Origin of the sequence: Propionicimonas sp., from assembly GCF_034927565.1 — a bacterium.
Taxonomy (GTDB): domain Bacteria; phylum Actinomycetota; class Actinomycetes; order Propionibacteriales; family Propionibacteriaceae; genus Propionicimonas.
In genome coordinates, this window is sequence record NZ_JAYFPT010000007.1 from 1 (window position 1) to 23,580 (window position 23,580).

At 69.3% G+C, this 23,580-nt stretch carries 26 protein-coding genes and 1 tRNA gene; 22 read left to right on the forward strand and 5 right to left on the reverse strand.

Annotated elements, in window-relative coordinates:
* Positions 1-176: 176 nt before the first annotated feature.
* Positions 177-302, reverse strand: coding sequence for a hypothetical protein (locus tag VB080_RS01750; protein ID WP_323416697.1), 126 nt, complete (start codon positions 300-302; stop codon positions 177-179).
* 302 nt (positions 303-604) lie between these two features.
* On the opposite strand from VB080_RS01750, the gene VB080_RS01755 reads away from it, so the two are divergent.
* Complete coding sequence (locus VB080_RS01755; RefSeq protein WP_323416698.1) at positions 605-1,894, forward strand: HNH endonuclease; 1,290 nt, start codon at positions 605-607, stop codon at positions 1,892-1,894.
* Positions 1,895-1,922: 28 nt separating this feature from the next.
* Here the strand turns inward: VB080_RS01755 and VB080_RS01760 are convergent.
* Positions 1,923-1,994: transfer RNA gene (locus VB080_RS01760), tRNA-Arg, on the reverse strand.
* Between the two features lie 104 nt (positions 1,995-2,098).
* Between VB080_RS01760 and lysA the strand changes: the two genes are divergently transcribed.
* The 19 genes from lysA to VB080_RS01855 all read left to right on the forward strand — a co-directional run bounded on the left by lysA (position 2,099) and on the right by VB080_RS01855 (position 19,048).
* Positions 2,099-3,508 (forward strand): diaminopimelate decarboxylase, encoded by a 1,410-nt coding sequence (gene lysA / locus VB080_RS01765; protein WP_323416699.1) that lies wholly within the window; start codon positions 2,099-2,101, stop codon positions 3,506-3,508.
* Positions 3,505-4,818, forward strand: a complete 1,314-nt coding sequence (locus VB080_RS01770) for a homoserine dehydrogenase (protein WP_323416700.1) — start codon at positions 3,505-3,507, stop codon at positions 4,816-4,818. The genes lysA and VB080_RS01770 overlap by 4 nt, the downstream gene beginning before the upstream one ends.
* Positions 4,819-4,820: 2 nt before the next feature.
* Complete coding sequence (thrH, locus tag VB080_RS01775; RefSeq protein ID WP_323416701.1) at positions 4,821-5,438, forward strand: bifunctional phosphoserine phosphatase/homoserine phosphotransferase ThrH; 618 nt, start codon at positions 4,821-4,823, stop codon at positions 5,436-5,438.
* Positions 5,439-5,801: 363 nt separating this feature from the next.
* Complete coding sequence (gene rho, locus VB080_RS01780; protein ID WP_416339581.1) at positions 5,802-7,640, forward strand: transcription termination factor Rho; 1,839 nt, start codon at positions 5,802-5,804, stop codon at positions 7,638-7,640.
* A 139-nt stretch (positions 7,641-7,779) separates the two neighbouring features.
* Positions 7,780-7,995: a 50S ribosomal protein L31 gene (gene rpmE / locus VB080_RS01785; protein ID WP_323416703.1), complete on the forward strand. Its 216-nt coding sequence runs from the start codon at positions 7,780-7,782 to the stop codon at positions 7,993-7,995.
* A 102-nt stretch (positions 7,996-8,097) separates the two neighbouring features.
* Positions 8,098-9,171: a peptide chain release factor 1 gene (gene prfA, locus VB080_RS01790; protein ID WP_323416704.1), complete on the forward strand. Its 1,074-nt coding sequence runs from the start codon at positions 8,098-8,100 to the stop codon at positions 9,169-9,171.
* Positions 9,172-9,193: 22 nt separating this feature from the next.
* Positions 9,194-9,832, forward strand: coding sequence for an L-threonylcarbamoyladenylate synthase (locus VB080_RS01795; RefSeq protein ID WP_323416705.1), 639 nt, complete (start codon positions 9,194-9,196; stop codon positions 9,830-9,832).
* 3 nt (positions 9,833-9,835) lie between these two features.
* Positions 9,836-10,960, forward strand: coding sequence for an MraY family glycosyltransferase (locus tag VB080_RS01800; RefSeq protein WP_323416706.1), 1,125 nt, complete (start codon positions 9,836-9,838; stop codon positions 10,958-10,960).
* Positions 10,953-11,396 (forward strand): hypothetical protein, encoded by a 444-nt coding sequence (locus VB080_RS01805; protein WP_323416707.1) that lies wholly within the window; start codon positions 10,953-10,955, stop codon positions 11,394-11,396. The genes VB080_RS01800 and VB080_RS01805 overlap by 8 nt, the downstream gene beginning before the upstream one ends.
* 47 nt (positions 11,397-11,443) lie before the next feature.
* Positions 11,444-11,674 (forward strand): AtpZ/AtpI family protein, encoded by a 231-nt coding sequence (locus VB080_RS01810; RefSeq protein WP_323416708.1) that lies wholly within the window; start codon positions 11,444-11,446, stop codon positions 11,672-11,674.
* Positions 11,671-12,495 (forward strand): F0F1 ATP synthase subunit A, encoded by an 825-nt coding sequence (gene atpB, locus VB080_RS01815; protein ID WP_323416709.1) that lies wholly within the window; start codon positions 11,671-11,673, stop codon positions 12,493-12,495. Before VB080_RS01810 ends, atpB begins: the two co-directional genes overlap by 4 nt.
* 22 nt (positions 12,496-12,517) lie before the next feature.
* A complete protein-coding gene (atpE, locus tag VB080_RS01820) occupies positions 12,518-12,730 on the forward strand; it encodes an ATP synthase F0 subunit C (RefSeq protein ID WP_323416710.1) in 213 nt (70 codons plus the stop codon).
* 8 nt (positions 12,731-12,738) lie between these two features.
* A complete protein-coding gene (locus VB080_RS01825; RefSeq protein WP_323416711.1) occupies positions 12,739-13,281 on the forward strand; it encodes a F0F1 ATP synthase subunit B in 543 nt (180 codons plus the stop codon).
* Positions 13,278-14,069: a F0F1 ATP synthase subunit delta gene (locus tag VB080_RS01830; protein WP_323416712.1), complete on the forward strand. Its 792-nt coding sequence runs from the start codon at positions 13,278-13,280 to the stop codon at positions 14,067-14,069. Before VB080_RS01825 ends, VB080_RS01830 begins: the two co-directional genes overlap by 4 nt.
* Before the next feature lie 61 nt (positions 14,070-14,130).
* Positions 14,131-15,774: a F0F1 ATP synthase subunit alpha gene (gene atpA, locus VB080_RS01835; RefSeq protein WP_323416713.1), complete on the forward strand. Its 1,644-nt coding sequence runs from the start codon at positions 14,131-14,133 to the stop codon at positions 15,772-15,774.
* Between the two features lie 3 nt (positions 15,775-15,777).
* The gene (locus VB080_RS01840) at positions 15,778-16,677 is read left to right on the forward strand and encodes a F0F1 ATP synthase subunit gamma (RefSeq protein WP_323416714.1); all 900 of its coding nucleotides are present in this window, start codon (positions 15,778-15,780) and stop codon (positions 16,675-16,677) included.
* A 16-nt stretch (positions 16,678-16,693) separates the two neighbouring features.
* Positions 16,694-18,142 carry a F0F1 ATP synthase subunit beta gene (atpD, locus tag VB080_RS01845; RefSeq protein WP_323416715.1) on the forward strand — a complete coding sequence of 483 codons (1,449 nt, stop codon included), beginning with the start codon at positions 16,694-16,696 and terminating at the stop codon, positions 18,140-18,142.
* A 1-nt stretch (position 18,143) separates the two neighbouring features.
* Entirely contained in the window at positions 18,144-18,560 is a 417-nt protein-coding gene (locus VB080_RS01850) for a F0F1 ATP synthase subunit epsilon (protein WP_323416716.1), read from the forward strand.
* 20 nt (positions 18,561-18,580) lie between these two features.
* Positions 18,581-19,048 carry a DUF2550 domain-containing protein gene (locus VB080_RS01855; protein WP_323416717.1) on the forward strand — a complete coding sequence of 156 codons (468 nt, stop codon included), beginning with the start codon at positions 18,581-18,583 and terminating at the stop codon, positions 19,046-19,048.
* Here the strand turns inward: VB080_RS01855 and VB080_RS01860 are convergent.
* Entirely contained in the window at positions 18,978-19,688 is a 711-nt protein-coding gene (locus VB080_RS01860) for a cob(I)yrinic acid a,c-diamide adenosyltransferase (protein WP_323416718.1), read from the reverse strand. The genes VB080_RS01855 and VB080_RS01860 overlap by 71 nt on opposite strands.
* 53 nt (positions 19,689-19,741) lie before the next feature.
* Between VB080_RS01860 and VB080_RS01865 the strand changes: the two genes are divergently transcribed.
* Together VB080_RS01865 and VB080_RS01870 are read left to right on the forward strand one after the other, a co-directional pair.
* Positions 19,742-20,437, forward strand: a complete 696-nt coding sequence (locus tag VB080_RS01865) for a peptidylprolyl isomerase (RefSeq protein WP_323416719.1) — start codon at positions 19,742-19,744, stop codon at positions 20,435-20,437.
* A 36-nt stretch (positions 20,438-20,473) separates the two neighbouring features.
* The gene (locus VB080_RS01870) at positions 20,474-22,501 is read left to right on the forward strand and encodes an AAA family ATPase (RefSeq protein ID WP_323416720.1); all 2,028 of its coding nucleotides are present in this window, start codon (positions 20,474-20,476) and stop codon (positions 22,499-22,501) included.
* On the opposite strand, the gene VB080_RS01875 is transcribed toward VB080_RS01870, so the two are convergent.
* Positions 22,481-23,302 carry an alpha/beta fold hydrolase gene (locus VB080_RS01875; protein WP_323416721.1) on the reverse strand — a complete coding sequence of 274 codons (822 nt, stop codon included), beginning with the start codon at positions 23,300-23,302 and terminating at the stop codon, positions 22,481-22,483. The genes VB080_RS01870 and VB080_RS01875 overlap by 21 nt on opposite strands.
* Complete coding sequence (locus tag VB080_RS01880) at positions 23,302-23,577, reverse strand: hypothetical protein (RefSeq protein ID WP_323416722.1); 276 nt, start codon at positions 23,575-23,577, stop codon at positions 23,302-23,304. Before VB080_RS01880 ends, VB080_RS01875 begins: the two co-directional genes overlap by 1 nt.
* Positions 23,578-23,580: the final 3 nt, after the last annotated feature.

Sequence of the window (23,580 nt, forward strand, 5' to 3'; positions counted from 1 at the left end):
TTCTTCCTGGGGTAAGCCTGCGGTTGTTCCGTGCTCCGATGCTACGCGAGACGGCTTCGGCTTTGAATGTTCAACTCGCGGGTCGTCTTGCGTACCGATACGTATTTCGACATCGAAACATTTGTTTCAGCCTAGCAGGCAGGGGCCCCTGGCTCGGGGCGCGCCCGGAGGGAGAGTTACCAGATGATGGAGTCGGCGTGGCGGAGGCCGGCCACGGGCAGGTGGCCCGACTGGATGGGTGAGCGGGAGATCCCGTTCGCCGAGGCCATCGACCGGGCGAAGAAGTACGTCGTGTCGAGCACCCTGAGCTGGTGGATCGCCAGGAGTTCGGGCCGGGGCAGTCGTCCTGCGATACCGGCCCACGCGAGTTCCGGCTTGACGTGATTGGTCCTGGCGCGTCGGCCGGTAGCCCTGACCCAACGACGGCTCGGGTGCCTGTCGGGGTGAGCTGGCGGCGGCCGACCCCGACCGTCACCGAAGTCCTGATACACCAACCGTGACCGATGTCCTGATACAGAACTGTCACCGGTCTCCTGAGACATCACACGGTAGAAACTCCGGCACACCCCTTGCGATCGAACATTTGTTCGAATATGATGGGGAGATGGAAGCACTCGCCAAGCTTGATGCCACCGCCCTCGCCACCCTGGTGGCGGCTGTGGCTCGCCTGTCGACGGAGTCGTCTGCGGCTGAGCTGGTTGACCAGTTGCGGGAGTTGGAGAACCTGAAGAACGCTGCCGCGGCAGCCCAGACCCGTCTCACGGTGGCGCTGCGGCAGCTGCGTGAGGGCGAGGCGCGTGCGGCGGGTGCTCCGGTGGAGAAGGCGGTTGCCGGGGTGGTCGCAGAGGTGGCGTTGGCCCGCCGGGAATCACCGCATCGGGCTGCCCGCCTGGTTGGCCTGGCTCGGGTCCTCGACCAGGAGTTGCCTGCGACGATGGCGGCGTTTGTGGCTGGGCGGATCACCGAGTGGCGGGCCAGCCTGATCGCGCGGGAGACGGCCTGTATCAGCCGGGCGGATCGGCTCCGGGTGGATGCCGAGCTTGCGGGTCAGCTCGATGCGCTGTCGGATCGTGAGGTTGCTGCCCGGGCCCGCTGTGCTGCCTACGCGTTGGACGCGCAGAGCGTGGTGGAGCGTGCCGCGCGGGCGGAGGCTGACCGCCGAGTCACGATCCGCCCGGCGCCCGACTCCATGGCTCTGGTCTCCGCGCTGCTGCCGGTCTCCCTCGGAGTCGCGGTCTATGCGGCCTTGAAGCGGACGGCTGACGGTCTGCGGGCTGCGGGTGATCCGCGTGGCCTGGGGCAGGCGATGGCAGACACTCTGGTCTCCCGGGTCACCGGAGGTGACGCCGCTACGGTCGCGGGTGTGGAGGTGCAGTTGGTGATGTCTGATCAGGCGTTGCTGGCAGGCAGTGAGACTCCGGCGCGGGTGGTCGGTTACGGCCCGATCCCGGCTGGGGTGGCGCGGCGGCTGGTTGCCGCCGCGAGCCGTGAGAACCGTGCCTGGGTCCGCCGGCTGTACGCCTCGCCCGGCACCGGCCAGCTTGTGGCGATGGAGTCGCGCCGGCGTCGGTTTCCCGCGGGGATGCGCAACTTCCTCGCCCTTCGCGACGAGGTGTGTCGTACCCCGTGGTGTGGAGCTCCGATGCGGCACGCCGACCACATCGTCCCCCGCGCCGCAGGCGGTCCGACCACCCTGGCCAACGGTCAGGGCCTGTGCGAACGCTGCAACCAAGCCAAGGAATCGCGTGGCTGGATGGCCCGGCCCGGGCCCGCTGGCACGGTGATCACGACCACCCCGACCGGACATGAGTATCGAAGCCCGGAGCTCGCAGTTCCCCACGAACCTCCACGGTGGGAGATCACGGTCGACCTCAGGCATCTCAGCGCTGCCTGAGGAATCGACCTCGGCTGCACGCGGCGTGCGCCCCCGGCGGGATTCGAACCCACGCTCCCGCCTCCGGAGGGCGGTGCTCTATCCCCTGAGCTACGGGGGCTTGCCCCACTGGAACCAGCGGGCCTCGGCAACTCTAGCGCACCTTCGTCCCGGAACCACCACCGCGGTGTGTTGCCGGGGGAGTGTCATGGCACAGTTGTCGCCATGACCCACATGCACGTCGCGGGATCGATCCACGCCGACGCAACCTCTCCGGCCCCGGTGTGGCTGACGCGCCCCGACGATGTCAACGTGCTCACCGCGAAGCTGTGGAGTTCGGGTGTCAAACGGGACTCCGACGGCGTCGTGTCGGTCGCCGGACTGAAGCTCACCGACCTGGCGGACCAGGTCGGCACCCCCGCCTACGTCCTCGATGAACTCGACTTCCGCGAGCGTGCCCGCGCCTGGCGCGATGCCTTCGCCGGCTGGACCGTGTTCTACGCTGGCAAGGCCTTCCTGTGCACCGGGGTTGCCCGTTGGGTCGAGGAGGAGGGACTCAGCCTGGACGTCTGCTCTCTGGGCGAGCTGACCGTCGCCCTGCGGGCTGGCTTCCCGCCGGAACGGATCGGCATGCACGGCAACAACAAGAGTGAGAGCGAACTCCGGCTGGCCCTGCAACACGGTGTCGGCCGGATCATCGTCGACTCCGCCGACGAGATCAGCCGGCTGGAGAGGCTCACCGCCGAACTCGACACCACCGCCCGGGTGCTGGTGCGGGTGACTACCGGCGTCGAGGCGCACACTCACGAGTACATCGCCACCGCCCACGAGGACCAGAAGTTCGGCTTCTCGATCTCCGGCGGCCAGGCGCTGGTCGCTCTGGTGCGCTGCTCCAACAGCCCGCGGCTGGAGCTTCGGGGAGTGCACTCCCATATCGGTTCGCAGATCTTCGACACCAACGGTTTCGAGGTGGCTGCCCGGCGCACCCTGAAACTGCTCAGCCAGTTCACCGAGGCGACCGGCCTTGAGCTCCCCGAGCTTGATCTGGGCGGCGGCTTCGGCATCGCCTACACCAAGGAGGACGACCCGGCACCCGCCGAGCAGCTGGCTGCCGGCCTGCGGGAGATCGTCGAGCACGAGTGCCGTGCCTTCGGCCTGCCCGTCCCAGCGATCTCGATCGAGCCGGGCCGGGCGATCGTCGGCCCGTCCGGGCTGGCGGTCTACCGGGTCGGAACGGTGAAGAACGTGGAGGTGGGTGGCGGCATGACCCGCCGCTACGTGTCCGCGGACGGCGGGATGAGCGACAACATCCGGCCGGCCCTGTATGCCGCCGAGTACTCTGCCGCGCTGGCCTCCCGCACCTCGGCCGCCGAGCCGGTGGTCTCGCGCGTCGTGGGTGTGCACTGCGAAGGCGGCGACATCCTGGTCCGCGACGAGTTCCTGCCTGCCGACCTCGGCGTGGGTGACCTGATCGCCGTCCCGGCCGCCGGGGCATACAGCCGCTCGATGGCCAGCAACTACAATCACACCCCGCGGCCCCCGGTGGTCTCGGTGCGAGACGGCCGGGTCACCACCCTGATCCGCCGCGAGACCCTGGACGACCTGCTGGCGCTCGACGCGGGTGCAGCCGAATGAAGGACGTGATCGCGACGAGTACCCCCTTGAAGGTTGCCCTGCTCGGCTGCGGGGTGGTCGGCTCTCAGGTGGCCCGCATCCTGATCACCCAGGCCGACGAACTGCGTGCCCGGATCGGACGCCCGCTGGAACTGGTCGGGATCGCCGTCCGCGACCTGGCCAAGGACCGCCCCGGGATCGACCGTGCCCTGCTCACCACCGACGGCGAGGAGCTGGTGCAGCGTGCAGACGTCGACCTGGTGATCGAATTGCTGGGTGGTATCGAGCCGGCCCGCAGTCTCATCCTGGCGGCGATCGGAGCTGGCGCGTCGGTGATCACCGCCAACAAGGCGCTGCTGGCGTCCGACGGCGGCTCGATCTACGCCGCCGCCGCCGAGCAGGGCGTCGACGTCTACTACGAGGCGGCGGTGGCGGGCGCAATCCCGATCATCCGGCCGTTGCGGGAGTCACTGGTCGGCGACGAGGTGCTGGCGGTCAAGGGCATCGTCAACGGCACCACCAACTTCATCCTCGACAAGATGCACACCGCCGGCGAGAGTTTTCCCGACGTGCTCGCCGAGGCGCAGGCGCTGGGCTACGCCGAGGCCGACCCGACGGCGGACGTCGAAGGGCACGACGCGGCCGCCAAGGCCGCGATCCTGGCCTCCCTGGCCTTCCACTCCCGGGTTCGGCTGTCCGATGTTGACCGGGAGGGCATCACCGGGGTCACCCTGGCCGACATCGAGGCAGCCCGTGAGATGGGCTGCGTGATCAAGCTGCTGGCCGACTGCTCGCTCTCGCCCGACGGCAGCATCGCCGTCGGGGTGCATCCGACGATGGTGCCGCTGAGTCATCCGCTGGCCTCGATTCCCGGGGCGTACAACGCGGTCTTCATTGAATCCCGGTATGCCGGGCGGCTGATGTTCATGGGTCCAGGCGCCGGCGGTTCGCCGACGGCGTCGGCCGTGCTGGGCGATCTGGTCACCGCCGCCCGCAACCGGGTGCGTGGGGCGATCGGCCCGGGCGAGTCGGCCTACTCCGCCCGCGGCATCACCCCCTCGGGGGAGGCCAGGTCGCGGTACTACGTCTCGCTGCTGGTGGAGGACGAGCCGGGTGTGCTGGCAAAGGTGGCCGCCTGCTTCGCCGCCCATGGCGTCTCGCTGCAGGCCGTCCGGCAGGATGCTGGGGACGGCGGTGCCGGTGACCGGGCACGGCTGGGTGTGCGGACCCACACCGCCAGGGACGCCGACGTCCGGGCAACCCTGGCCGAGCTCGAGCAACTGCCCGAGGTCGGCCCGGGGATCACCGTGATGAGGGTGGAGGGCCGCTGACCATGTATCTGGCCGCGCTGGACCTGGAAGGCGTTCTGGTTCCCGAGATCTGGATCAACGTCGCCGAACGCACCGGCATTGACGAGTTGCGGCTGACCACCCGCGATCTGGCTGACTACGACGCCTTGATGCGTCACCGGCTGTCGATCCTGGACGAGCACGGCATCCGGCTGTCGCTGATCCAGCAGGTGATCGCCGAGATGGGCCCACTGCCGGGCGCGCTCGAGTTCCTGGACGGGCTGCGCCGTCGGGCCCAGGTGGTGATCCTCTCCGACACCTACTACGAGTTCGGTATGCCGCTGATGGCCCAGCTCGGGTTCCCGACCCTGTTCTGCCACCAGCTCGAGGTGGCCGACGACCGCATCGTCGGCTACCACCTGCGTCAGCCGGACTCGAAGCGGGCGGCAGTGCGGGCCTTCCATGACCTGAACTACACCGTGGTGGCCGCGGGCGACTCCTACAACGACACCGCGATGCTGGCCGAGGCCGACCGGGGCATCCTGATCCATCCGCCGGCGAACGTGGTGACCGAGTTCCCGCAGTTCCCGGTGGCTGCGAACCTGGACGAGCTGGCGGAACTGTTCGCCGCCGCCTTCACCAGCCTGGCCGAAGGCCACTGACCCGGCCCGTGATCCGCCGGAATCGTTCCTGGGCGGTTCGATGCCACGGGTTCGATGCCGCGGGGAGGGGTGCCTGACGGCCGGTTTTGCGAGTTTCTTGGCTCCCGGTGCTACCGTGTAGCTGTCGCAGATGTGCGAAGCGCTCCACAGATCGGGCGCGATGGTCTTTCACCGTCAACGTGATCGTCGCCCCACGACCGGGGTGGCACCCGGGGATCTGGTCTCGCTAGTTCGCCACCGGCCGCAACCTGGATTGTCACCTTGTCGCAGCCCACTGGCACACCCCTTTCCGAAAGGAATCCCGTGACCGACACGCTCAACCCGACGTCGGCAGCTGGCTCCCGCAAAGGCAACATCGAGTCGATGCTGCTGCCGGAGCTGAAGCAGCTGGCGTCCTCCATGGGCATCAAAGGCGCCTCCGGGCTGCGCAAGGGCGCGCTCGTGGAGGCGATCAACGCGGCGCGCAGTTCCGGCGCTGGACAGGCTCCCGCGACCGGCAAGGCGGCTGGCGCCACGAAGGCGGCCGGCGCCGAAAAGGCATCCACTGCCCCGAAGACGGACGTGAACAACGCCCCGGCCCAGGCCAAGCGCGCGTCGGCGGGCAAAGCCGCGGGCCGGACGAAGAGCGCGGCCCAGGCCGACAACGAGGCGGCGATCGCGCGAGCTCTGGCCGAGCAGGCCGCCGCACCGCAGGCCGAGCAGCCTGCCCGGGCGCGCAAGGCCGAGCCCGACGCCAACCAGGAGCCGCTGGTCGGCTCCGACGATGTCGCCGCCCGGCTGGAGGCCCTCGGCGCCGAACGCGGCCGTGGTAGCCGCCGCAGCCGCGGGCAGCAGTCCGCCCCCGACCGCACCCAGGACGGCGCCGAGACGCCGGCGCCGGCCGAGTCCCGCCAGCAGCAGCCGCAGCAGCAGTCGCGGGTTGAGCGCGACCTGGTCGACGACGACTTCGGTTCGGGCCGCCGTGGCCGCCGCCGCCGCAACCGCGACCGCAACAACCGCCGCAACAACCGCACCGGCGGGGGCGGCCTGGGCCTGGAGCGGATGGAGGCCGAGCCCACGGTCTCCGAGGACGACGTGGTGGTCGACATCTCCGGCATTCTCGATGTCCTGGACAACTACGCCTTCGTCCGCACCTCCGGCTACCTGCCCGGCTCGAACGACGCCTACGTCTCACTGTCCATGGTGCGCCGCTACGGGCTGCGCAAGGGCGACATCATCACCGGCGCGATCCGCCAGCCCCGCGAGGGCGAGCGGCGCGAGAAGTTCAACCCGCTGGTGCGGATCGACACGGTGAACGCCGATGCCCCCGAGAAGGCGAAGGACCGTCCGGAGTTCAACAAGCTCACCCCGCTGTACCCGCAGGAGCGGCTGAAGCTGGAGACCACGCCGCTCAACATGACCGGCCGGATCATCGACCTGGTCTCCCCGGTCGGCAAGGGCCAGCGTGGCCTGATCGTCTCCCCGCCCAAGGCCGGCAAGACGCTGGTCATGCAGGCGATCGCCAATGCGATCACGGTGAACAACCCCGAGGTGCACCTGATGGTCGTCCTGGTGGACGAGCGCCCCGAGGAGGTCACCGACTTCCAGCGGACCACCTCCGGTGAGGTGATCGCCTCCACCTTCGACCGTCCGGCGGACGACCACACCACCATCGCCGAACTGGCGATCGAGCGGGCCAAGCGGCTGGTCGAACTCGGCCGCGATGTCGTGGTCCTGCTGGACGGCATCACCCGCCTCGGCCGGGCCTACAACCTGGCCGCCCCGGCGTCTGGCCGGATCCTCTCCGGCGGCGTGGACTCCGCGGCGCTCTACCCGCCGAAGAAGTTCTTCGGTGCCGCCCGCAACATCGAGGACGGCGGCTCGCTGACCATCCTCGCCACCGCCCTGATCGAGACCGGTTCGAAGATGGACGAGGTGATCTTCGAGGAGTTCAAGGGCACCGGCAACATGGAGTTGCGGCTGCGCCGCGAGCTGGCCGACAAGCGGATCTTCCCGGCCATCGACCCGATCGCCTCCGGCACCCGCCGCGAGGAGATGCTGATGCCGCGCGACGAGCTGGCGATCATCTGGAAGCTGCGCCGGGTGCTGTCCGGGCAGGAGACCCAGGCCGCCCTGGAGATGCTGCTGAACCGGATGCGCAAGACCCAGACCAATCGCGAGTTCCTCCAGGTGATCTCGCGCACCACGCCGAACCCGGAATAGGCCCCCGGCCGGGAATACCGGCCCGCCAGTTTTGTTCCAGACCAGGAGTGCGGAAGAATAGCCAGTCGGTGCCGGTTCACGCAGCGGGTCCATCCAGCCCACATCATCAGCGACCCGGCACGATCGCGAGGAGAGAATCATGAAGCAGGGGATCCACCCCGACTACAAGGAGACCCAGGTCACCTGTACCTGCGGCAACACCTTCACCACCCGCAGCACCGCGAAGAACGGCGTCATCCACGCCGAGGTCTGCGCCGCCTGTCACCCGTTCTACACCGGTAAGCAGAAGATCCTCGACACCGGCGGCCGGGTCGCCCGCTTCGAGAAGCGATACGGCAAGAAGGCCGGCAAGTAGCTCCTCCAGACGCCGGGGCAGCCAGCTCAGCTGGTTCCCGGCGTCTGTTGTGTCCAGCCTGGCGGCAGCCTGTGCCGCGGGCAGAGCCGGAGGAGGAGTGAGATGTTCGAGGCAGCCGAGCCCTTGGTGGCCGAGTTCGCCGAGCTGGAACAGCAGCTCGCGGATCCAGCCACCCACACCGACCTGGCGCGTGCCCGTCGGATCGGACGGCGGTATGCCGAGCTCACCCCGATCGTGAAGGCGCTGGCCAGTTACCGGCAGCTCAGCGACGACCTCGCGGCGGCCAACGAGCTGGCCGAGGCCGACGCCTCCTTCGCCGACGAGGCGACGGCGATCAGCTCCGAGCTGGCCGAGGTCACCGAGCGACTGACCAGGCTACTGGCCCCGCGCGACCCCAACGACTCCGCCGACGCGCTGATCGAGATCAAATCCGGCGAGGGCGGCGAGGAGTCCGCGCTGTTCGCGGCCGACCTGTTCCGGATGTACACCCGCTACGCCGAGAGCCGCGGCTGGAAGACCGAGGTGCTGGACGCCCAGGAAACCGACCTGGGAGGCTTCAAGACCGTCACGCTGGCGCTGAAGGCGCCCCACCAGACCGACCCGGACACCATGCCCTACGGCGTGATGAAGTTCGAGGGCGGGGTGCACCGGGTCCAGCGGGTGCCGGTCACCGAGTCCCAGGGACGGATCCACACCTCGGCCGCCGGCGTGCTGGTGATGCCGGACGTGGAGCCGTCCGAGGTCGAGGAGATCGATCCCGACGACCTGCGGATCGATGTCTACCGCTCGACCGGCAAGGGCGGCCAGGGAGTCAACACCACCGACTCAGCGGTGCGGATCACCCACCTGCCGACCGGCATCGTGGTCACCTGCCAGGACGAACGCAGCCAGTTGCAGAACAAGGAGCAGGCGCTGCGCATCCTGCGCGCCCGGCTGGTGGCGCTCGCCGAGGAGGAGGCGGCGCAGCAGGCGTCGGCCGCGCGGCATTCCCAGGTGCGCACCGTGGACCGCTCGGAACGGATCCGCACCTACAACTTCGGAGAGAACCGGATCGCCGACCACCGGATCGGCTACAAGGCCTACAACCTCGACCAGGTGATGAACGGCAACCTGCAGGCCGTCATCGATGCGCTCCAGGCCGCGGATCTCGCCGAGCGCCTCGCTTCGGTCGGGTGAGACACGTGACAGGATGGGGCGCATGAGCACGGTGGTCGACGTCCGCACCGATCCCGCAGCCGGGATCGACCGGGCCCTGGCAGCGGTCCAGGCGGGGGAGTGCATCGTGCTGCCCACCGACACGGTCTACGGAATCGGTGCCGACGCGTTGAACGCCGCCGCCGTCCAGGGGTTGCTGGAGGCCAAGCAGCGTGGCCGGGACATGCCGCCGCCGGTCCTGATCGCCGAGTCCGCGATGCTGCGTTCCCTGGCCGCTTCGGTGTCGGACGACGCGCAGGCTCTGGCCGAGGCCTTCTGGCCGGGCGCGCTGACCCTGGTGGTCGCCTCGCACCCGACCCTGCGAATGGACCTCGGTGACCGGGGTGAGACCATCGCGGTCCGGATTCCTGACCACGCCTTCACCCGGGAGTTGCTGCGCGCCACCGGCCCGCTCGCGGTGAGCTCGGCGAATGTGAGCGGGCAGCCCGCGGCCACCAGCATCAGCGGGGCGCGCAAGCAGTTGAAGTCGAGTGTGGCGGTCTACCTCAACGCCGGTCGTTCCAGCGGTCCGGTGCCGTCCACGATCGTCGACCTGTCGGGCGCCGCGCCACGCATCCTGCGGGAGGGACGAATCACTCGCGCCGAACTGGGAGCGGTCGTGAAGGCCCTGGCCGAAGGCTGAGGAATGCGCGAGTACCTCCTGGTCCTGCTGGTCGCCGCCGGGGTCACCTATCTGCTGAGCAACCTGGCCCGCCGGCTCGCCTTCCGGTTCAACGCCGTGGCGTTGGTGCGCGACCGCGACGTCCACACCAGGCCGATTCCGTACTTCGGCGGGATCTCGATGTGCCTGGGACTGGCGGCGGCCTTCCTGGTGTCTGGTCAGTTGCCCTGGTTGGGCGGGTTCGAGTCGGTGCGGCACGATGCCCAGGCGATCCTGTTGGCCGGGACGCTGATCTGCGCGGTGGGAGTGGTTGACGATCTGCTTGAGCTCAACGCGATCGCCAAGATCGCGGGCCAGCTGCTGGCGGCGGGCGTGGTGGTGATGAACGGCGTCAAGCTCTACTGGATCCCGCTGCCGGACGCGATCCTCTCGCTGGACGACGGCGCGAGCATCGCGATCACGGTGGTGCTGATCTTCGTCGCGGTGAATGCGATCAACCTGATCGACGGCCTGGACGGGCTGGCGGCCGGCGTGGTGGCGATCGGCTCGGGCGCCTTCTTCCTCTACGCCTACCTGCTGGCCTACGAGCAGGAGCTGGTCCGCGCCACGCCGGCCAGCCTGGTGACGGTGGCCACGCTCGGCATCTGTCTGGGGTTCCTGCCGTACAACGTGCATCCGGCGCGGATGTTCATGGGCGACTCCGGGGCGATGCTGCTGGGCTTCTTGATGGCCACCTCGTCGATCAGCCTGACCGGCCAACTGGACCCGTCGCGGTTGCAGACCGCCGGGGTGAGTGTGCTGGCAACCTACCTGCCGATTCTGCTGCCCTTCGCGGTGCTCGCCTTCCCGCTGCTGGACCTCACCATGGCCTATGTGCGGCGCACCCTGCGTGGGCAGATGTGGTATCAGGCCGACAAGCAGCACCTGCACCATCGAATGCTCAACCTCGGTCATCCACACCGCCAGGCGGTCGCCCTGCTGTGGCTGTGGTCGGCGCTGGTCGCCTTCGGGGTGGTGCTGGTCGCGCTGTACCCCCAGCCGGGGGTGATCGCCGGGTTCGTGGCCGGCCTGGTGGTGGCAGCCGGGCTGACCTGGGGCCGGCGGGTGTGGACGGTGCTGACCCGGCGGACGAAGGTTGACCATGGCTGAGGTGAGCCCGAACCGGCTGCGGGCCAGGCGCCTGCTGCTGGGCGGACTCGCCGGCGGGCACATCGCCGGGTTCGCGACGGTGGTGGTCTTCGGCTTTGCGTCCGGCTTGGTGGGGGCACTCAGCGCCGCCGTGGCCGCGGTGGTGGTGATCGCCTTCTTCACGATCGGGCAGGGCGTCCAGATGGTGGTCGCCGACGCCGAGCCGCGGGTGGTGCTGATCTCGGCGCTGGCGTCCTACGCCTTCCGGGTCAGCGTGCTCGGGGTGCTGCTCATGGTGGTGCTCGGCAATCCGGTGACTTTCGCCGCGCTCGACCGGATCGGGCTGGTGGTGGCGACCATCGCCACCGTGATCGGATGGCTGGTGGGGGAGTTCTGGGTGTTCGCCCGGCTGCGGATCCCGGTCTACGACTCCACCGAAGGTGGTATCACTACGTAGAGGCAAAGGTGAAGTCGGGTGGGTTCGCTGATAAAGTCCGGCGTGCGATGAGCGGACAGGGCAACGCGGACCAGGGGCTCCGGATCGTGAGCATTCTGATCTCGGGCGTGGTCTTCTACGGCGGCCTCGGCTGGTTGGCGGACTGGTGGTTCGGTACCTCCTGGTGCCTGCCGGTGGGGCTGATCGTGGGAATGGTGGCGAGCATCTACCTGGTGATCGTGCAATTCGGGCATTCGGACGATGAGTTGACCAGTAGGCAGGAGGATTCCGGGGAATGATCCCGCTGTTGATTCCCATGGACTCAGAGACCCACGCCTGGCCGCCCGGGGTGCACAGCTTCGACTCGCGCCCGCTCTTCCCAGGGCTCGGCGAGAACTGGGTCTGGCTGAACAACCACCTGGCACAGGCTGTGATCGGTGCCGTGCTGGTGATCGGGTTCTGGCTGTGGATGGCCCACAACCAGAAGGTGGTGCCCGGCAAGAAGCAGTTCGTCGGAGAGTTCCTCTACAACCTGCTGCGCAACTCGATCGCCCGCGACATCCTCGGCCACGACTACCGCAAGTACCTGCCCTACCTGGTCGCGCTGTTCAGCTTCATCCTGGTGAACAACCTGTTCGGGCAGTTCTTCCTGTTCATGTTCCCGACCTTCTCCAAGATCGGCTTCGCCTACGGCTTGGCGCTGTGCACCTTCCTGCTCTACAACGGCGCCGGCATCCGGAAATACGGGTTCGGGCACTACATGCGCAAGATGACCCTGCCCGAGGGCGTGCCGTGGCCGCTGTGGCCACTGATCATCCCGCTGGAGTTCATCTCCAACTTCGTTGCCCGGCCGATCACGCTGGCCCTGCGTCTGTTCGCCAACCTGTTCGCCGGCCACCTGGTGATCATGGTCTTCGTCGTCGGCGGCAGCATGCTGCTCACCATGACCGAGCCGGCCGGGCGGTTCGCCGTCCCGCTGCTGAACACCGCCGGCGTGGTCTCGCTGCTATTCAGCTTCGCGATCTTCGCCCTCGAACTGCTGGTCGGCACCCTGCAGGCCTATATCTTCACCGTCCTGACCGCCCAATACGTCTCCTCGGCGATCGCTGAAGAGCACTGACCCCTCCGAAAGGAAAGCACCCATGGAAATCACTGGCTCGATCAACATGATCGGCTACGCCCTGGCCACCCTCGGCCCGGCGATCGGCGTGGCCTGGATCTTCGCGTCGGTCATCAACGGCACCGCCCGCCAGCCTGAGGCCCGGGGCGCCATGATGGGCACCGCGTGGATCGGCTTCGCGGTGGTTGAGGCGCTCGCCATCATCGGTATCGCCCTGGCCTTCGTGCTCGGGTGAGGCCTGCCATGTTGCCGCTCGAAGGCGAAGGCCCTCTCGGGCCGCTGCTTCCCGAGCACCTGAGCGAGCTGTTCGCTGGCATCGCGCTCTTCCTGGTGGTCTGGTGGGTGGTGGCCAAGAAGGTGGTCCCGATGTTCGAGGCCACCTATGCCGAACGCACCGCCGAGATCTCGGGGGGTATCGAGAAGGCCGAGGCCGCGCAGGCCGAGGCCGCCGCCGCGCTCGCCGAGTACAAGGCCCAGCTGGCCAGTGCCCGCGAGGAGGCCGCGAAGATCCGCGAGGATGCCAAGACCCAGGCTGCCTCGATCGCTGCCGAGATCCGGCAGCAGGCGCAGGACGAGTCGGCCCGGATGCTGGCCACGGCCAAAGCCCAGATCGACGCCGAGCGCGCGCTGGTCGTGCACCAGTTGCGCGGCGAGATCGGTGGTCTGGCCACCGATCTGGCGGGCAAGATCGTCGGTGAGTCGCTGACCGACGACGACCGTGCCACGCGCGCCGTCGAGCGCTTCATCGCCGAGCTCGAGACCGAGAGCACGTCGGAGCGGGCATGAGCGTCGCCGAAGCCCGCCTGTCGGAGCTGGACCGTTTCCTGGACGGCCAGGTGCTGACTCCTACCCTGGCCGACGACCTGTTCGCGGTGGTGGGACTGCTGGCGTCCCAGGTGGCGCTGCGCACCGCGCTGTCCGACCCGACCGCACCGCAGGCCGCCCGGCAGGAGTTGGCGACCGCTGTGCTGACCGGGACGGTGTCACCGGCCGCGCTCGCGGTGGTGACCGCTGCGGCCGGGCAGCGCTGGAGCTCGGCAGCGGGGCTGGTCGCCGGGCTGGAACGGCAGGGTGCCCGCACCCTGATCGGGTTGGCGCAGGCAGCCGGGCAGCTCGACGCCGTGGAGGACGAGCTGTTCAAGCTCGAACGCCTGGTGGCCGGCGATCCCGGCCTGCGCGGGGTGCTGGAGGACCGCACGGTCTCTGCCGAGGGACGTGAGCAGTTGATTACCGATCTCGCGCTGGGCAAGGTGTTGTCCACCAGCCTGGCGCTGGCCCGGCGGGCTGCGCGCAGTATCGACCAGGGCTTCGGGGCCGCGATCGCCGCCGACCTGGCGCTCGCCGCTGCCGCCCGCCACCGGTCGATCGCCTATGTGACCGCGGCGAAGCCGCTGTCGGCCGACCAGCAGCACCGGCTCCGGGCAGCGTTGGCCAGCCAGGCCGGCCGCGAGGTCAACCTGCAGCTGACGGTCGATCCGGCGGTGCTCGGCGGTGTCCGGGTACAGCTGGGCGACGAGGTCATCGACGGCACGATCGCGGCCCGGCTGGAAGCCGCCAAGAGAGAACTGAACTGAGCATCCCCGGTGGCCGGACGCCCGGCGACCCGACACGAGAACGAGAGACAAAGGTACGCAGATGGCGGAACTGACGATTCGTCCGGAGGACATCCGGAACGCACTCGACAAGTTTGTGTCCAACTTCAACCCCGAGACCGCCACCCGCGACGAGGTGGGGACGGTGGTCACCTCCGGCGACGGCATCGCCCGGGTCGAGGGACTGCCCTCGGCGATGGCCAACGAGTTGCTGCAGTTCGAGAACGGTACCCTCGGGATCGCGCTCAACCTGGACGTGCGCGAGATCGGCGTCGTGGTGCTGGGCGAGTCGGAGGGCATCGAGGAGGGCTCCACCGTCAAGCGCACCGGCGAGGTGCTGTCGGTGCCGGTCGGTGACGGCTACCTCGGCCGGGTGGTGAACGCGATGGGCGAGCCGATCGACGGCCTCGGCGAGATCAAGGGGATCGACTCCCGCCGTCCGCTGGAACTCCAGGCCGCAGGCGTGATGGACCGCCAGAGCGTCTCCGAGCCGCTGCAGACCGGCCTGAAGGCGATCGATGCGATGACCCCGATCGGACGCGGCCAGCGGCAGCTGATCATCGGCGACCGCAAGACCGGCAAGACCGCGATCGCGGTTGACACGATCATCAACCAGAAGGCTGCCTGGGCGACCGGCGACCCGAAGCAGCAGGTGCGTTGCATCTACGTCGCGATCGGGCAGAAGGGCTCCACGATCGCGGCCCTGCGCACCACCCTGGAGGAGGCCGGTGCGCTGGAGTACACCACCATCGTGCACGCCCCGGCGTCCGACCCGGCCGGCTACAAGTACATTGCCCCCTACGCCGGCTCGGCGATCGGGCAGCACTGGATGTACGCCGGCAAACACGTGCTGATCGTCTTCGACGACCTGACCAAGCAGGCCGAGGCCTACCGGGCGATGTCGCTGCTGCTGCGCCGTCCGCCGGGCCGCGAGGCCTACCCCGGCGACGTCTTCTACCTGCACTCCCGCCTGCTGGAGCGCTGCGCCAAGCTGTCGGACGCGCTGGGTGGCGGCTCGATGACCGGCCTGCCCATCATCGAGACCAAGGCCAACGACGTCTCGGCCTACATCCCGACCAACGTGATCTCGATCACCGACGGCCAGATCTTCCTGCAGTCCGACCTGTTCAACGCCAACCAGCGACCGGCCATCGACGTCGGCATCTCGGTCTCCCGGGTGGGCGGCGACGCCCAGGTGAAGGCGATGAAGAAGGTCTCCGGCACGCTCAAGATCGGTCTGGCGCAGTACCGCGACATGCAGGCCTTCGCGATGTTCGCCTCCGATCTGGACGCCGCCTCCCGGCGGCAGTTGGAGCGTGGCCAGCGGCTGGTGGAACTGCTCCGGCAGCCGCAGTACTCGCCCTACCCGGTCGAGGAGCAGGTGGTCAGCGTGTGGGCCGGCACCAACGGCTACCTGGACGACGTGCCGGTCTCCGATGTGCTGCGGTTCGAGCGAGAACTGCTCGACCAGTTGCGCCGCGAGACCCAGATCCTGTCCACCATCGCCACCACCGGCGCCTGGGACGACGACACCGCGCAGGCCGTCGGCAGCGCGATCGACGCCTTCAAACTCAGCTTCACCACCGGTGAGGGAAAACCGCTGGTCTCGGGCGACCCCGCTGCCGAGGCGATCGGCAACGAGGATCTGGAGGCCGAGCAGATCGTCGTGACCAAGAAGAGGGGCTGATCGATGGCAGCCAGCCTCCGGGAGCTCCGCCAGCGACGCAAGTCGGTGGCGGCGACCATGAAGATCACCCGGGCAATGGAGTTGATCGCCTCCTCGCGGGTCGTGAAGGCCCAGCAGGCGGCCGCCCGGGCACTGCCGTTCACCCGCGAATTGAACCGCGCGGTGTCGGCGGTCGCGGAGTACTCCCGGCTGGACCACCCGCTGACCCGCCACGGTGCCCAGGTCAAGCGGGTGGCGATCCTGTTCATCACCTCCGACCGGGGGATGAACGGTGCCTACTCCTCGAATGTGATCAAGACGGTTGCCCGGATGGTGCAGCGGCTGCGCGAGGAAGGCAAGGAGCCGGTCCGCTACATCGTGGGACGCAAGGGGATCAGCTATGTCTCCTTCCGCGGCCTGCCGATCGAGGAGAGCTGGGAGGGGTTCTCGGACTCGCCCACCTATGATCGGGCGATCGAGATCGCCGACCGACTGGTGGACGACTTCCTGAAGCCGACCGACGAGGGCGGGGTGGACGAGATCTGGGCGGTCTACACCCGGATGGAATCGATGATCTCCCAGAGCCCGCGGGTTCGCCGGGTGCTGCCCCTGGAGGTGGTCGAGGGCGTGCGCGACGTCTCCCAGACCGACCTGGTGCCGCTGTACGGCTTCGAGCCCGACCCCGAGACTGTGCTGGACAACCTGCTGCCGCTCTACGTTCGAAGCCGGATCTGGTTCTACCTGCTGCAGTCGGCCGCCTCCCAGCTGGCCAGCCAGCAGCGTGCCATGAAGTCGGCCACCGACAACGCTCAGCAGCTCATCGAACGCCTGACCCGGGAGGCCAACCAGGCCCGGCAGGCGGAGATCACCCAGGAAATCAGCGAAATCGTCGGCGGCGCGGGCGCGCTGGCCGAGCAGGACTAGAGGATAGGTACTTGCGATGACAGTCACTCTCGACACCCCCGCCGCGCAGACCACCGGCATCGGACGGGTCGCCCGGGTGATCGGACCCGTGGTGGACGTCGAGTTCGCCGCCCACGAGATGCCCGACCTGCTCAACGCCCTGCTGATCGACATCGACACCGACCAGGGCGTCCACACCATCACTGCCGAGGTGGCGCTGCACGTCGGCGACAACACCGTGCGCGCGATCTCGCTGAAGCCGACCGACGGGATGCGCCGGGGCACCCGGGTACGCGACACCGGCGCGCCGATCTCCGTCCCGGTGGGCGATGTCACCAAGGGCCGGGTGTGGAATGTCACCGGCGAGTGCCTGAACGACGACAGCTCGAAGCTGGAGATCACCGAACGCTGGCCGATCCACCGTCCGGCCCCGGCCTTCGACGCGCTGGAGCCGAAGACCCAGATGCTGCACACCGGCATCAAGGTGCTCGACCTGCTGACCCCTTACGTCCAGGGCGGCAAGATCGGCCTGTTCGGTGGCGCAGGCGTCGGCAAGACCGTGCTGATCCAGGAGATGATCTACCGGATCGCCCACAACTTCGGTGGCACCTCGGTGTTCGCCGGCGTGGGGGAGCGCACCCGTGAGGGCAACGACCTGATCCACGAGATGATCGAGGCCGGCGTCATGAAGGACACCGCCCTGGTCTTCGGCCAGATGGACGAGCCGCCGGGCACCCGACTGCGGGTGGCGCTGTCGGCGCTGACCATGGCGGAGTACTTCCGTGATGTGCAGAACCAGGACGTGCTGCTGTTCATCGACAACATCTTCCGGTTCACCCAGGCGGGTTCGGAGGTCTCCACCCTGCTGGGCCGGATGCCGTCCGCGGTGGGCTACCAGCCCAACCTGGCCGACGAGATGGGGCAGTTGCAGGAGCGGATCACCTCCACCCGGGGCCATTCGATCACCTCGATGCAGGCGATCTACGTCCCGGCCGACGACTACACCGACCCGGCGCCGGCCACCACCTTCGCCCACCTGGACGCCACCACCGAGCTGTCCCGCGACATCGCCTCGCGTGGCCTCTATCCGGCGGTGGACCCGCTGAGCTCCACCTCCCGGATCCTGGACCCGCAGTACATCGGGCAGGATCACTACGACACCGCCATCCGGGTCAAGCAGATCCTGCAGCGCAACAAGGAACTCCAGGACATCATCGCGATCCTCGGTGTCGACGAACTCTCTGAGGAGGACAAGATCATCGTCGCCCGGGCGCGCCGGATCCAGCAGTTCCTCTCGCAGAACACCTACATGGCCGAGAAGTTCACCAGCGTCCCGGGCTCGACGGTACCCCTGGACGAGACCATCGCTTCGTTCACGATGATCTGCGACGGCGAGGTCGACCACATCGCCGAGCAGGCCTTCTTCAACGTCGGCGGCATGGACATGGTGATGGAGAACTGGGCCAAGATCCAGAAGGAAGGCTGAGATGGCCGACACCATCCGGGTCGAGGTGGTCTCCGCGACGGGGATCGCCTGGGAGGGCGAGGCGCTGAGCGTGCTCGCCCGGACGACCGAGGGTGACATCGGCATCCTGGCCAACCACGAGCCCTTCCTGGCCAGCCTGGTGCCCTGTGCGGCTGAAGTGCTGACCACCGACGGACGCCGTGAGGTGCTGGCGATCGACGGCGGCTTCATCTCGGTCGCCGACAACCGGGTGTCGCTGCTCAGCCAGTACGCCCGGGTCGCCAGGGAGATCGACCTGCATGCCGCCGAACTCGAGTTCGCCGCCGCCGAGCGACGCCTGAACGCCGGCGAGACCGACGAGGAGACGATGCACCACTACCAGCGGGCCCAGGCCCAGGTGAAGGCTGCGCGACTCGCCCAGGACCAGGCGCGGGCCTGAGCGGGGAATAGACTGCGGCGATGCTCTGGCTGGAGGTGGGTGAGGTCGTCGCGCTGGTCGCGGTGCTGGTGATCGGCCTGCCGGTCTGCTGGCTGATCCTCCGCCGCCGATGGCTGGGTCGGTCCGGCGGGCTGTTCGACTGTAGCCTGCGACTGCACACGACGACTCCGAGCGCTGGTTGGGTGCTCGGAGTCGCGCGTTACCGCGGCGACCGGCTGGAGTGGTTCCGGACCTTCTCGGCGTCGCTGCGCCCCCGGATGGCTTTCGAACGGTCGGAGACTCGCGCCGGACGGCAGCGGCTCCCCGACCCGGTGGAGGCGCTCGCCCTGCTGGAGGACCAGCGGATCATCAGGCTGGATGCCCCTGATGGCCAGGGCTGGGAACTGTCGATGTCGGACCAGGCGCTGCTCGGCCTGCTCAGCTGGCTGGAGGCGGCGCCACCTGGTCAGGGCCACCAGCGGACGTGGCATTCTCCGACGCCTGACTGAGGATCCGTTCCCGCTGCCGCCGTCCCTTCGGGTCGGACGGACGACGTTCGCCGCCGGGCACCCAGAGCACCTCGCCGACCTCGACGCTGGCCGCTCGGGCGAGGATGAACAGCAGATCGGAGAGCCGGTTCAGGTAGGTCACCGCCAGCAGGTTCACCCCACCGGGTGAATCCTCGCCGGCAGGCTCGGTGCCGTAGCTCTCCACCGCCCGCCAGGCCTCACGCTCGGCCCGCCGGACGACACTGCGCGCCTGGTGCAGCAGGGCGGCGGTGAAGGTGCCGCCGGGAAGGATGAACGACCGCAGGTTGGGCAGCGGATCGCCGAACTCGTCACACCAGCCCTCCAGCCGGTCGATGCTCTGCTGGGTGATCCGCAGCGGCTCGTAGGGCGGGTTCTCGGCCAGCGGGTTCGACAGGTCGGCGCCGGCGTCGAACAGCTCGTTCTGGACGTGCCGCAGCACCTCGCGGACCGCCGCGGGCAGGTCGTCGCGGGTGACCACCAGGCCGAGGATCGCGTTGGCCTCGTCCACCGCCCCGTAGGCCTCGACCCGAGGATCGGTCTTGCGCACCTCGGAGAGATCGGAGAGCCGGGTGCTGCCGGCGTCGCCGGTGCGGGTGTAGATCCGGTTGAGGTTGACCATGGGGCCATTCAACACGATGTGCGCGCCGGCTGCAGGTCTGGCAGGGTGGAGAGGTGAATCGTGTTCGGGTCCTCGCCGTGTCGTTGTTCGTGATCCTGCTCACCGGGTGCACCGCTGCGGTGCCGGCGGCCCCGCGGGACCAGGACCCGGCGGCGCAGTCCTCGCCGGCCTCGGCAGCAGGCACGGTGAGCTGCGACTACCAGCCGGAGGGCGGTGCGGCCCGCACGGTCGACCAGCCCTCGGCCTCTGACGTCCCGGCCAGCGGCACCGTCGACTACCTGCTGACGCTGAATGACACCCCGCTCACCCTGACGCTGGACCGCGCCAAGGCGCCGTGCACCGTCCATTCCTTCGAATCGCTGGCCGCCCAGGGCTACTTCGACGGCACCGTCTGTCATCGGCTGACCACTGCCGGGATCTTCGTGCTGCAGTGCGGCGACCCGACCGCCACCGGCACCGGTGGCCCGGGCTACACCATCCCCGACGAACTCGACGGCATCACCGGCTACCCGGCAGGGACGCTGGCCATGGCCCGCACCCAGGCGCCGCACTCCGGTGGGTCACAGTTCTTCATCGTCTACGCCGATACCCCGCTGCCGGCCGACTACACCGTCTTCGGCACCGTGGACCCCGCCGGTGTGGCAGTGGTGGCGAAGCTCGCTGCCGGTGGCACCGACGGCGCCTACGGCAGTCCGGCCGACGGCGTCCCGAATCTGCCCGCGGCGGTGACGTCGGTCAAGCCGGCCTGATCCCCGGGTCTGGCCGTCCGCCTGACGGGAGGAATCATGTCCGACGACCCGGTGCTGCTCGCCGAGCGCGCCCACCTCGACCGGTCCCGGGCCGCTCTGGCGGCGATGCGGGCGGCCTCGGCCGACTGGACGCACGCGGTGGCCGGCGACCACGTCTCGACCCAGCACCTGCGGCAGCAGCTGTACCGGCGGCGTGAGGCGCTGGCCGACGACCCCGGCGTGCCGCTGTTCTTCGGGCGGATCGACTACGCGAGCGCCCTCGGTGCCGAGCTGGACGAGGTCTGCTACATCGGCCGCCGGCATGTCGAGGACGCGGTCGGGGCCGACCCGCTGGTGATGGACTGGCGGGCGCCGATGGCGTTGCCGTTCTACCGTGCCCGGCCCGGTGAACCGATGGGGGTCGAGTTGCGCCGCCGGTTCGGCTTCCAGCACGGTGCGATCACCGCCTACGAGGACGAGCAACTGGCCGACGGCGGCTCGTCGGGTGTCAGCGGGCTGCTGGAGGCCGAGATCGAGCGTCCCCGCACCGGTCCGATGCGTGACATCGTGGCCACCATCCAGCCCGACCAGGACGTGCTGGTGCGTACCGCGCTGGCGGACTCACTGGCGATCCAGGGGGCACCCGGCACCGGCAAGACCGCCGTGGGCCTGCATCGCGCCGCCTACCTGCTCTACGCCTACCGCTCGCAGCTGTCCCGTTCCGGGGTGCTGGTGATCGGGCCGAACGACTCCTTCCTGGGCTATATCGGTGACGTCCTGCCCGCCCTCGGCGAGATCGACGCCCGCCAGGAGACCATCGAGTCGCTGGTCGGTGGAGAGTCCGGCCTGGTCGTGTCCGGCCAGGACGCGGCCGAACTGGCGGTGCTGAAAGGCGACCCGCGCCTGGCCGAGGTGCTGCGGCGGGCAGTGTGGGGCCATCTCGGCAGCCCGTCAGCCGTGCTGGAGGTACCGGCCGGGCACCGGCTGCACCGGCTGAGTCCGCGCACCGTCGGCCGGGTGGTCGACGAGTTGGTCGCCCGCGGTACCCGGTACGAGTCCGGACGAGAGCTGTTGCCGCAGGCGCTGGCCCACCACGTCCTGCTGCAGATGGAGGCCGACGGCGACAGCACCGACGACCGGGTGCAGAACGCCATCGCCCGCTCCGGGCCGGTCCGGGAGTACTGCAAGAGCCTGTGGCCCCGGCTGACGGCACCGGCCGTCGTCCATGCCGTGCTCGGCGATCCGGCGGCGCTGGCGCCGGCCGCCGAGGGCATCCTGACCGCTGCCGAGCAGCAATTGCTGCTGGCGGGCAGCCGGGCCCGCTCGGTGCGGTCGCGGGCCTGGACGCCGGCTGACCTGGTGCTGGTCGACGAGGTGGCCGACCTGCTGCGCCGGCAGCCGAGCCTGGGACATGTGATCGTCGACGAGGCCCAGGACCTGTCGGCGATGATGCTGCGGGCGGCCGGACGGCGGGCGACGACCGGCTCTGTGACCCTGCTCGGCGACCTCGCCCAGACCACGACGCCGTGGGGGGTGCGCGACTGGCCCAGCGCCCTGGCGCACATCGGCCACCCCGACGCCGTGCTGAGCGAGCTGGTCGAGGGGTTCCGGGTGCCCGGCGCGGTGATCGACTTCGCCGCCCGGTTGCTGCCCAGGATCGCTCCCGGGCTCACCGTGCCGCACTCGATCCGGCACTCTCGCGGCGAACTGGAACTCCGCCACGGCGATCCGCTGGCCGAGGTGGCAGCGGTTGCCGCCGGCCTCGCCTCCCGGGAGGGCACGCTGGGCATCATCACCCCGTCGGCCTGGGTGGAGCCGGTGAGCGGGGCGCTGGCCGGTCTCCAGCACCACCTGCTGGGCCGGGAACCGCGGGATCCGGAGGCTTTCGTCCGGGTCGAGGTGGTGGACGCCGCGCTGGCGAAGGGCCTGGAGTTCGACCACGTCCTGCTGTTGGAGCCGGCCCGGCTGGTGGCCCAGGAGGCGGACGAGGAGACCGGGCTGCGCCGGCTCTACGTCTGCCTGACCCGGGCGGTGACCAGCCTCACCGTCCTGCACGCCGAGCCGCTACCCGCGCAGCTGCGCTGAGGCCGCCAGGTCGGCGATGGCGTCGATCACCGCCTGGGGGTTGTCGGCGTGCACCCAGTGCCCGGCACCGGGGATCACCACCTGGTGCAGTTCGGGGAACAGCGCCCGCATGGCGGGGACGTACCGCTGCGCAACGTAGTCCGACAGCTCACCGGCCAGCCACCAGACCGGTCCGGGATAGACGGCGGTCCCCGGATCGGGCCAGCCAGCCACCCGGTCGAGGCTTGCCTCCAGCAGGTCGAGATTGGGCTGCCAGTACCACTGGCTCGCACCGGGGTGACCGGGGTGGCGCCGCACCCGCAGGTTCTGCAGCAGGAACTGGCGCACTCCGGGGTCGGGGATCAGTGGCTTCAGGGTTGCCTCGGCCTGGCCCCGTGAGGTCAGCCCGGCGAGGTCGACGCTGCGCAGCGCCTCGATCAGCGGACCGAAGCCGTCCACCCCCTCCGAGACCGCCGGCGCGATGTCGACCACGGCCAGGCCGCTGACCAGCTCGGGACGTGACAGTGCCAGCAGCATCGCCACCTTGCCGCCCATGGAATGCCCGACCACGTTCAGCCGGGCGGCCGAGCCCAGCCGCAACCGGAGTTCGTCGCCGACCGCCTCGGCCATCTGGGGGTAGCTGAACTCGCCCGTCCAGCCGCTGGCACCGTGGTTGGGCAGGTCGAACAGCACGCTGGTGTGCCCCTGGGCAGCCAGGCCCTGGGCGATGCCCGTCCAGTTGCGGCCGCGGCCGAACAGGCCGTGCAGGAAGGCGAAGTCCGGTCGTCCGGTGCCGACCACCTCGGTGTGCAGCCCGGGCATCAATGCCGCCGGTTCCAGCAGGAGGTGTGCCAGTGCCGGCGCTCCTCGACGGCGGAAGGCGAACCGATGCTGGCCTGCCGCGGCCAGCTGACCAGGTGGGCCTGCCCGACCGGGACGGTCAGCCCGCAGCCCGGGCAGGTGTAGGGCTTGGTGGCATTGCCAGCCGGCATGGACTGCACCAGCCACTCCCCGTCCGCCTTCTCGACGAGGGTGGCGAACGAGCCGCTGTGCAACGGACGTGGCGGCTGGGTGTGTTTGGAGGGTCGTTTGGGCACGGG